8 protein-coding genes are annotated in these 10,400 nt (G+C 44.7%); 3 read left to right on the top strand and 5 right to left on the bottom strand.

All coding sequences use genetic code 11. The annotated features are described in order from the left end of the window. Position 1: 1 nt before the first annotated feature. The 3 genes from C825_RS06060 to C825_RS06050 all read left to right on the top strand — a co-directional run bounded on the left by C825_RS06060 (position 2) and on the right by C825_RS06050 (position 5,756). A complete protein-coding gene (locus C825_RS06060; RefSeq protein WP_007655247.1) occupies positions 2-1,582 on the top strand; it encodes a RagB/SusD family nutrient uptake outer membrane protein in 1,581 nt (526 codons plus the stop codon). A gap of 153 nt (positions 1,583-1,735) precedes the next feature. Continuing rightward, a complete protein-coding gene (locus C825_RS06055; protein ID WP_010801827.1) occupies positions 1,736-5,044 on the top strand; it encodes a DUF5107 domain-containing protein in 3,309 nt (1,102 codons plus the stop codon). A gap of 145 nt (positions 5,045-5,189) precedes the next feature. After that, positions 5,190-5,756, top strand: coding sequence for an RNA polymerase sigma-70 factor (locus tag C825_RS06050; protein WP_010801826.1), 567 nt, complete (start codon positions 5,190-5,192; stop codon positions 5,754-5,756). 3 nt (positions 5,757-5,759) lie between these two features. On the opposite strand, the gene C825_RS06045 is transcribed toward C825_RS06050, so the two are convergent. The 5 genes from C825_RS06045 to sufB form a co-directional block, all read right to left on the bottom strand. Continuing rightward, positions 5,760-6,212 (bottom strand): GNAT family N-acetyltransferase, encoded by a 453-nt coding sequence (locus C825_RS06045; protein ID WP_007655254.1) that lies wholly within the window; start codon positions 6,210-6,212, stop codon positions 5,760-5,762. 1 nt (position 6,213) lies between these two features. Next, positions 6,214-6,594, bottom strand: a complete 381-nt coding sequence (locus C825_RS06040) for a VOC family protein (RefSeq protein WP_007655261.1) — start codon at positions 6,592-6,594, stop codon at positions 6,214-6,216. Between the two features lie 93 nt (positions 6,595-6,687). Continuing rightward, positions 6,688-8,040: a Fe-S cluster assembly protein SufD gene (sufD, locus tag C825_RS06035; protein ID WP_081615930.1), complete on the bottom strand. Its 1,353-nt coding sequence runs from the start codon at positions 8,038-8,040 to the stop codon at positions 6,688-6,690. Continuing rightward, entirely contained in the window at positions 8,033-8,788 is a 756-nt protein-coding gene (gene sufC / locus C825_RS06030; protein WP_010801824.1) for a Fe-S cluster assembly ATPase SufC, read from the bottom strand. The genes sufD and sufC overlap by 8 nt, the downstream gene beginning before the upstream one ends. 129 nt (positions 8,789-8,917) lie before the next feature. Further along, on the bottom strand, positions 8,918-10,363 hold the full coding sequence (sufB, locus tag C825_RS06025; RefSeq protein ID WP_010801823.1) for a Fe-S cluster assembly protein SufB: 1,446 nt from the start codon (positions 10,361-10,363) through the stop codon (positions 8,918-8,920). Positions 10,364-10,400 lie beyond the last annotated feature (37 nt).

Here is a 10,400-nt window from a genome sequence, read left to right as displayed (position 1 = left end):
TATGAAAACTAAATATATAGTATATGCTTTAGGTCTGGCTTTACTGTCAACCTCTTGTAATGATTTCCTGGATGAAGATCCGAAGGGACAATTAACTCCCTCGACGTTCTTCTCCACTCAGGAAGAATTGGATATGGCTACTTATGCTTTATATAATAAGATATGTATGATCCAAACCAATACCAATCCTACCATTCCCAGTTGGCAGGGTGACGATTTAACTACTAATCCAGGCAGTAATAAACAAGCCTATGCAGAGGTTGATGCATTCCATCCGACCGATGCGAATAAAGGAATAGAAGCCGCCTGGCAAACCTCTTATACAGCTATCAAGGCTGCAAACTACATTATTTTAAATGCAGAAAGGACTCCAACCACAAAGGAAGAAGTCAACATTGCAATCGGTCAGGCAAAATACTGGCGTGCAGTCAACTATTTCTGGTTAGTTCGTCGTTGGGGACCTATACCTTTAGTATTGGATAATGAAGTGAATTATGAACGTCCACTGGCTTCTGTTGAAGAAGTGTATACTCAAATAGTAAAGGACTTGCAAGATTGTATTGCAACACTTCCAACTGATTATTCTGCAGCTCCGCGCAAATATGAAGGTGCTAATGTATATATCACGAAGCAAGCTTCTCAAGCGACTTTGGCTGCTGTTTATATGGCAATGGCAGGTTGGCCATTGAAACAAACGCAATATTATGCTTCCGCAGCAGAACAGGCTAAGGCTGTTATCGATGGTGTAAACGCAGGTACGTATGAATATATTCTGGAACCGGAATATAAATATGTATACGCTCCGAGTCATAATTATACAAACGAAACGGTTGTAGGTATCAACTACTCTCGTGCATTTACATGGGTTGAAGACTCTCAGATGACAGATAGTAACCTGTTCGAATCGCTCGGTGGTTGGGGTGATGGTTGGGGTGAAATTAAGTTCTGGAAAGAATTCCCAGCAGGTCCTCGTAAAGATGCAACCTATAACCCTAAAATCTTGAAGAAAAATACAGCAGGAAATAAATTACTGGACTGGTGGGATAAGGATATACCGGAACAACATCCTATGTTCTGTATCTTTACAATCGGTGAAGATGGTGGTGATTATGATTATACGAAACCAGCCAATACCGGTTGGATGACCAATGACCATCGCCACCGTTTGATCCGCTACTCAGAAGTGTTGCTATGGTACGCTGAAGCACAGGCACGTGCAGATGGTACTCCTAATGCCATGGCTTATGAATGTTTGAATAAAGTACGAGAACGTGCAGGTTTGGAACCGGTATCCGGATTAAGCGGTTCTGCTTTTGCCGATGCTGCATTTAAAGAACACGGTTGGGAAGTTGCAGGCTACTGGGTTGGTATGGTAACTCGCCGTGACGACCAGATGCGTATGGAATTGTTGGAACAGACCTTCAACGAACGTAAAACCAATACTCCGATTGAAGTAGCTCCTGGTGTTTCTATTGCAGAAACTGTATTAATTCCTGATGCAACTACATGGCAAGGTGAAAAGTCAATTTATTTACCTTATCCCTCAACAGACAAACAGCAGAATTCAAACCTAACACGTTGAATTACATTACAAATAAGGTATTAGTCAAATTTTTCTAAGGCTTAAGCCTTATTAAGAACTGTCCCGGGAGTGATCTCGGGGCAGTTTTACTCCTCACCCATGTTTTTAATTTCTTTTTATGTATACATTCTTAAATTATTAATTATAGCAACCATGAAATCTAAATTCTTACCACTTCTATTATTGTGTGCCGGTACCCTTTGGGGACAACAGGTTAACATGAAATCTGTAACAGAGAAAATTCCGACCTATCAGATCGGTGCCCCGGAAATTGATCCGATCTTTTTTACCGGCCGCGTTTATCAGGGAGCGGAAGGATATATTTATCCTTATCCCCTTTACGATGTCCTGACAGAAAAGCAAGTCCAGCAAGATTACAATGTACTCCGGCTGGACAATCAGTATGTCGACATTGCCATTCTTCCGGAGATCGGCGGTCGTATTTTTGCCGCCTCCGACAAAACCAACGACTATCCTTTCTTTTACACCCAAACAGGAGTAAAACCAGCCTTGATCGGTATGTTAGGTGCCTGGCTTTCGGGAGGTGTCGAATGGAATATCCCCGACCATCACCGTGCCAGCAGTTACATGCCCATCAACTGGACAATGAAAGAAAATGAAGACGGAAGCAAGACAATCTGGGTGGGAGAAACAGAATTACGTCACCGGCTAAAATGGTCGGTAGGTGTATCGGTATACCCCAACCGTTCCTGGGTGGAAGCAAAAATCAAAGTGATCAACCCGACCCCGATGATCCAGTCGATGCTGTACTGGGCAAATGTATCCGTCCATTGTAACGATCAATATCAGGTGATATTCCCGCCTGATGTACAATTCGGAGCCGACCACCATAAAGTATACTTCACAAACTGGCCGATCGGAGAAGCAAACCTCGGCAGTGGGGAAAATGACGATTTATCCTGGTGGAAAAACTTTACAGGAAACTCCCGTTCAATTTTTGCCTGGGGAAGCGAAATGTCTTTCCTTGCCGGTTACGACTATGGAAAAGATGCAGGAACAGTACATGTAGCTAACCGCCATATCGTACCCGGAAAGAAATTCTTCTTATGGGGAAACAACGCGAACGGCGAGATGTGGAACAAAATACTATCCGACAACGACGGACATTACCTGGAGTTGATGGTAGGCGGTTATTCCGATAACCAACCGGATTACAGCTGGATAAACCCGGGCGAAATCCGCGAATTCAGCCAAATATGGTATCCGATAAAAGGTATCAAAGGCGTAAAGAATGCCACGAATGATGCAGCCGTAAACTTTGAACCGACCGAAGGCAACAACTATCGTGTAGGTTATTGCGCAACTACTTTGTACGAAAATGCCCGTGTTGTCGTAAAATATAAAGACCGGATAATAATGGATAGGCGGATCAACATCGATCCGGACAAATATTTCCTCGAACAGGTATCCGTGCCCGATCCGTCAGATCCCTCGGCACTTTATACTGCACTTTACGATGCTGAAGGTAACCTACTGGTCGATTACCGTCCGATCGTACAGGAAGAAAAACCGCTTCCTAAAGTCATCGACGGCACCAAGCCAGTCAAAGAATATAAAACAAATGAAGAGCTTTACCTAGCTGGTCTCCGCGTCGATCAGTTCAACAATGCCCGTCTGGATTATATGGATTTCTATAACGAAGCTCTTTTACGTGACTCGATGGATGCCCGCGTAAATATCGAAGTAGGGAAACATTATATCCGTCAGGGGAAATGGGAAAAAGCGGAACAACATTTATTACGTGCCCAGACACGTTTGTCTCACGATTATACAACAGTAAAGAACACGGAAGCGCTTTATTATCTGGGGTATCTATATCAGATGACAGACAATATCGGCAAAGCGACGGATGCTTATTGGGCTGCTACCTGGACTCCCGACTTCAAACATCGTTCTTTCTATGAACTGGCTGTCCTGGCAGTGAAAGACAAGGATTACAAGCGGGCTATGGACATGATTATCCAATCGCTTTACGTAGGAGGACGCGACTTACAGGCACTTACTCTCAAAGCCTACATTCTTCGGATGCAGGGTAAGAAAGAGGAAGCACAGGAAACGATCCGTTATATCCAGCAGATCGATCCGCTCGATTACTGGAGTGCTGCCGAAACCAACTTATCCGTTTCACAAGGTGCTTCTTTCCTAAAAGCCGGAACGAATCATAACAGCAAAGGGATCATTGCCGTACAGGAATTGCTGGAGGTCGTGAACAATTACATGACAATCGGAGCCACAGAAGATGCACTGACCTTACTGAACAGTGCCATTTCTTTAGGCGAACCCTATGTTTCTTATCCGCTACTTTATTATTACAAAGCATATAACCTGTTGAAAGGAAAGAATACAACAGAGTTCCAGGCTTGTCTGGATAAAGCCGCATCATTATCGCCGTTGAACAACTATCCTTTCCGGATCGAAGAAATAGTTCTTTTCACAACGCTATTGCAGGAAAGACCGAATGATGCACTCCTCCACTATCACCTGGGGAACTTACTCTATTACCTGGGACAAAAAGAGAGTGGTCTAGAACACTGGCTACACGCAACAGAGGCTGATCCTGCCTTCGCTATCGCAGCGCGTAATGTTGGTTTCGGATACGGATGTCTGAACGATCTGGAAAAATCCATGAAGTATTATGACAGAGCAATCAATGCTAACCCGAATGATCCGTTATTACTAACAGAATCGGATAAAATATATGAGCAGGCGAATGTTCCGGCAACCCAGCGATTAAAAAGACTGGAATCCCATCTGAAAACCGTCATGAAACATGACGATGCCGTAATGCGGTTACTTACACTCTATAATGCCACAGCAAAATATGATAAAGCAATAAAAATAATGGATACCAGACATTTCCATTTATGGGAAGGCGGCGGACAGGTACACGACATCTATGTTGATTCGCATATGTTGAAAGGAATGCAACTTCTAAAAAGAAAACAGTATAAAGAAGCGATCCGGGAATTCGACCTGGCTAATCAGTATCCTGCCAATTTGGAAGTAGCTCCGTCTCCCCGGGGTGGTTATGAAGCCAAGGTATATTATTTATCCGGTATTGCATACGAAGCTATGAAACAAGCAGACAAAGCCAGGGAATGTTTTGAAAAATCTGCTGAAACACACTTCAGGGACTACCTGACAGATCTGAATTACTACAAAATAAAATCTCTCAGGAAATTAAATAAAAATGAAAAAGCAGATGCTGTTTTAAGCAATATGCAAAAAACACTGGAACGCATGCAACAAAACCTGATGGATTCATATGCTAAGTTCGGTGAAGCCAATCAGAACGTACAACAGAGCAATATCTCCTATTACTCCGGTCTGATACATCTGCTACTGAAGAATCCGTCGGCAGCAAAAAATGATTTTAATCAGGCTATTCAGCTGTATCCGGGAAATATTTGGGCTAAATTAATGAATGAGGATGTTCATTGAAAAATAAAGCCTAATCCAAATAAAAGAACGATCTTTCAGAACAATTGAAGGTCGTTCTTTTGTTTTATATAAGAATCCCCCAAACAAAGAGAGAAACGGTAACATTATTTTTATTATATTTACGACCGATTACAAATTTCGGGGAATGGAGAATACAACAGACTTAAAAGCATTCAATCAATTATTTACAGATTACCAGGGCCGGTTCATCCGCTTTGCTAATACGTATGTAAGGGATATAGCTGTTGCTGAAGACTTTACTATCGAAGCCCTGATGTATTACTGGGAGAATCGTCATTCATTGGAAAAAGATTCGAATGCGCCTGCCTATATTCTTACTATCATAAAAAACAAATGCCTGAACTATTTGCAGCACCTGCAGGTAAGAGAAGATGTCAACGAACAATTACTGAATCATGCCGAATGGGAACTGAATACCCGCATATCGACTTTGGAAGCCTGTGATCCCGACGAACTATTTACTGCCGAAGCACAAGAAATAGTCAATAAAACCCTGGCCGTTTTACCAGAACAAACCAGAGTAGTATTCATTATGAGCCGTTATGAAAACAAATCTCATAAAACAATTGCGGAAACGTTGGGAATAACCACTAAAGGGGTCGAGTACCATATTTCCAAAGCATTGAAGAAATTACATACCAACCTGAAAGATTATTATCCGGTTTTCCTGTATTTATTTTATATAAATTAGTTGTTACAGTTTTTTTTCGAGGATTAACCGGTGGCGGCACTGAATGCCATTTTCCCAGATCGGTTCCGGATAATTATGTACAAAATAATCACGGTCCAACTCTTTCAGGTCAAAACCTTCCTGCTGGTACAACATCATGGGACCTGGAGCAGAAGTACCGGTACAGACTTTCAACAGAGCGATTCGATTCGATCGCGCCCATTCATCAAAGACAAAGCGAAGCAAACGGCGTGCAATACCTCTCCGCTGGAAAGACTCACCTACGGCAAGGTTCAATACTTCTGCCCCGTTTACAGACTGTTTCTGAACAACAATCACTCCTACGGCTTGTCCTTCACACAAAGCGACAAAACAATCGGATGTTTTCAGATAACTATCTACCAACTCGCGGTTCGGATCCGCTAACAGAAGCAAATCATAAGGATAGTCTGTCGTTTGTTCAATACGTATCTCCATATCAGGCAATTATTTCTACAATATTTCCGTCAGGATCAGCAATGGCCCCCTCATAAAAACCATCTCCCGTCGTTCGTGGTTCACCGAGTACTGTATAACCATTTTCACGAAACAGTTCTATCATACTATCTACCTTTTCCTTTGAACCGATAGAGAAAGCAAAGTGGGCAAGACCTATAAACAGCCCAGCCCTCTCTTCTGTAATATCTGTCCGTTGCATAATTTCCAGGGAAGCCCCTCCCTCAAAAGTCACAAAATAAGAAGCAAACCCTTTCTTGGGATTCACGTATTTTTCATTGCTTTTCCCATTAAAATACGTTGTATAAAATTCACGGGAACGTTCTAATTCTTTCGTCCAAATCGCTATATGACTCAATTGCATATGATAATAAATGATTGGTGAAATACAAAGATAGACAAAAAAACCCGGACAGACATAACATCTATCCGGGCCTTTCTAAAATCAGATAATATCTTATTTGCAGATACGGCAATTGGCACAACGTGCCAGTTCTCCACGAAAACGTTTTTCCACCAGCTTATGCAAACGGTCTTTCAAAGCATCCAGACGCACATGGTCGATCACATCCGACGTAAATGCTACACTCAGCATCATACGGGCTTCGCTCAATGGTATACCGCGGCTACGCATATAGAACAATGCATTCTCATCCAACTGCCCGGTCGTCATACCGTGCGAACATTTCACATCATCCGCATAAATCTCCAATTGCGGCTTACTGTACATACGGGCTTCACGGGTAGCACAGAGGTTGCGATTTGTCTGAAAAGCAGCCGTTTTCTGGGCACCTTCCTTTACCAGGATACGGCCGCTGAATGCACCGACTGCATGGTCATCCAGAACATTCTTGAATAACTCATTGCTCGTACAATTCGGCACGGCATGCGTAATATGGCTATACGTATCCACCTGTTGCTCACGGTCCATAACGGACATTCCGCAAAGGGTTGTTTCTGCATATTCGCCGTTCAGTTCAATATAATAGTTGTTACGCGTAAGACCATTGTTCAAGGTTATACCGTTTACCAGGACATTGCTGGAAGCCTCCTGTTTCACATGGACCGAGGCAAAGCGGGAAGTGGAAATGCTGCTTTCTTCCAGATCATAGTAATCGAAATAAGCACCTTCGCCGGCAAATATCTCAACGACCTGGGTAGCCAGGAATTTCACATCGTCGATGCTATGATCGCAGATGAGCAATTTGGCTTCCGAACGCGGTTCCATAATAACCAGGATACGGCGGTTTGCCATAGCATCCACGTCACTGCGGAATATATTAATCAGCTGGATAGGACGTTCCACAGCCACACCTTCCGGCACATAAAGCACGAAACCGTCCTGCGCCAGCATCGTATTCAATGCGATGATACCGTCATGGTTGCTTTTTGCCGCTTTACCATAATAACGGGCTGCCACTTCCGGATATTGCTCCGCAAAGTTTTTCAAGCCACCGGCGTATACTCCTTCCGGCAGATGCGCTTTCGGCATCATCTTATCGTAGAACGTGTCGTTCACGACAAAATAGAGGGAAGTACTCAGGTTCGGGACATCGCAACGGAACACGTCATACGGATTGACCGGAATAGCCAAGCGATTGATATTCACCCCATAGTCGGGGGCAAAAGCCTGCGCTACATCTGTATATTTATAATCTTCACTCTTTACCGAAGGAAAACCCAGGCGATCGAAATCGGCCAGTGCCTCAGCACGCGGAGCATTCATCACCGCTGCGCTATGACGACACACCAGGTCCTCATATCTGGTAAAAAGATCGATATATTGTTGTTCGGCTCTCATCTCACTCATCTCCCATTTCTTTCTTGATCCAGTCGTAGCCTTTTTCTTCCAGTTCGAGGGCCAGTTCCGGACCGGCTGTTTTTACGATACGTCCTTTGTACAATACATGTACTACATCCGGTTTGATGTAATCCAACAAACGTTGGTAGTGAGTGATTACGATCGCTGCATTTTCAGGCGTACGCAATTGATTCACACCGTTTGCCACGATACGGAGCGCATCGATATCCAGGCCGCTGTCCGTCTCATCCAGGATAGCCAGTTTCGGTTCGAGCATAGCCATCTGGAAAATCTCGTTGCGTTTCTTTTCACCACCGGAGAAACCCTCGTTCACGCTACGACTCGCCAGTTTGTTATCCAGTTCAACGATAGCACGTTTCTCACGCATCAGTTTCAGGAAATCGGTTGCGGAAACCGGTTCAAGACCGTTATATTTACGGTGCTCATTCAAGGCGGCACGCATAAAATTCACCATGCTTACGCCCGGAATTTCCACCGGATACTGGAAACTCAGGAAAATACCTTCACGGCTGCGGTCTTCGGGGTCCAACTCCAGCAGATTCTTCCCGTTGAAGATCACCTCGCCCTGAGTTACCTCGAAAGCCGGATTACCTACCAGCACACTGCTGAGTGTACTCTTTCCCGAACCGTTCGGCCCCATGATGGCATGTACCTCACCGGCCTTTACAGAAAGGTCGATACCTTTCAATATCTCTTTGCCATTCACGTTGGCATGTAAGTTCTTTATCTCTAACATATCTGTTGTTATTTCTCTATATTTATTCCATACTCATCGAGGATGATACGCGATCCCTATCGCGGACATCGCTCGATACCCATCGCGGAGATTGCTCGATCCCTATCACGGACGTCGCGCGATTCCGTTTTACCCAACGCTTCCCTCCAGGGAGATGGTCAGCAGCTTCTGTGCTTCGACGGCAAACTCCATCGGGAGTTTGTTCATTACCTCACGGGCATAGCCGTTTACGATCAGACCGACGGCCTCTTCGACGGAGATACCGCGTTGCTGGCAATAGAACAATTGTTCTTCGCTGATCTTGCTCGTTGTAGCTTCGTGTTCCACCACGGCCGTTTCATTCTGTATATCGGCATAAGGGAACGTATGGGCGCCACAGGTAGAACTCAGCAGCAGACTGTCGCACTGGCTATGGTTACGGGCACCTTCCGCACGCGGAGATACTTTCACCAGGCCACGGTAACTGTTCTGGCTATGACCGGCCGAAATACCTTTCGACACGATCGTACTTTTCGTATTCTTACCCAGGTGGATCATCTTCGTTCCGGTATCTGCCTGCTGGTAATTGTTGGTTACAGCAACCGAATAGAACTCACCGACAGAATTATCGCCGGCCAGGATACAACTCGGGTATTTCCAGGTAATGGCCGAACCGGTTTCCACCTGTGTCCACGAAATCTTGCTGCCTTCGCCTTTACACAGGCCGCGCTTGGTCACGAAGTTATAGATACCGCCTTTACCTTCTTTATCACCCGGATACCAGTTTTGTACGGTCGAGTATTTCACCTCCGCACGTTCTTTGGCTACAATCTCAACGATAGCGGCATGCAACTGGTTCTCGTCGCGCATCGGGGCGGTACATCCTTCCAGATAACTTACATATGCCTCATCGTCGGCCACGATCAGTGTACGTTCGAACTGTCCCGTATTGGCCGCATTGATACGGAAATAGGTGGACAACTCCATCGGGCAACGTACGCCTTTCGGTATATAAACGAACGAACCGTCAGAAAAGACTGCCGAGTTCAATGCCGCAAAGAAATTATCACGATAGCTCACTACACTTCCCAGATACTGTTGTACCAGATCCGGATGATGCAACACCGCTTCACTGAACGAACAGAAGATGATCCCTTTCTCTGCCAGCGTTTCCTTAAAGGTTGTCTTTACAGAAACACTGTCCATAACGGCATCGACCGCCATACCGGCCAGTTGGGCACGTTCGTGCAAAGGAATACCCAGCTTATCGAAAGTCTTCAATAACTCCGGGTCTACTTCGTCCAGGCTTTTCGGGCCTTCCTTTTTCTTCGGAGCGGCGTAATAGATTATATCCTGATAATCGATCGGCGGAATCGTCAGATGAGGCCATGTGGGTATCTCCAGCGTCTGCCAGTGGCGGAAAGCCTTCAAGCGGAATTGAAGCAGCCAGTCAGGCTCATTCTTCTTGGCCGAGATGATACGGACGGTCTCCTCATCCAGACCGCGATGGATCATCTCCGTATCTATATCAGTAACAAAACCATACTTATAGTCGCTGCTCGTTACCTCATTTATTATCTTATTCGAATCTTCCATATACATTTATATATATTATACATCTTGCCGGATAACA

Origin of the sequence: Parabacteroides sp. ASF519 (genome assembly GCF_000364265.2) — a bacterium.
In the GTDB taxonomy this organism is placed as follows: Bacteria; Bacteroidota; Bacteroidia; order Bacteroidales; family Tannerellaceae; genus Parabacteroides; species Parabacteroides goldsteinii.
The sequence above is the reverse complement of the archived record's forward strand: the minus strand, read 5'-3'. Positions and strand labels throughout refer to the sequence as shown.

Coding starts and splice junctions, on each gene's coding strand:
- C825_RS06060 (WP_007655247.1), top strand. CDS start 2: ATGAAAACTAAATATATAGTATATGCTTTAGGTCTGGCTTTACTGTCA.
- C825_RS06055 (WP_010801827.1), top strand. CDS start 1,736: ATGAAATCTAAATTCTTACCACTTCTATTATTGTGTGCCGGTACCCTT.
- C825_RS06050 (WP_010801826.1), top strand. CDS start 5,190: ATGGAGAATACAACAGACTTAAAAGCATTCAATCAATTATTTACAGAT.
- C825_RS06045 (WP_007655254.1), bottom strand. CDS start 6,212: ATGGAGATACGTATTGAACAAACGACAGACTATCCTTATGATTTGCTT.
- C825_RS06040 (WP_007655261.1), bottom strand. CDS start 6,594: ATGCAATTGAGTCATATAGCGATTTGGACGAAAGAATTAGAACGTTCC.
- sufD (WP_081615930.1), bottom strand. CDS start 8,040: ATGAGTGAGATGAGAGCCGAACAACAATATATCGATCTTTTTACCAGA.
- sufC (WP_010801824.1), bottom strand. CDS start 8,788: ATGTTAGAGATAAAGAACTTACATGCCAACGTGAATGGCAAAGAGATA.
- sufB (WP_010801823.1), bottom strand. CDS start 10,363: ATGGAAGATTCGAATAAGATAATAAATGAGGTAACGAGCAGCGACTAT.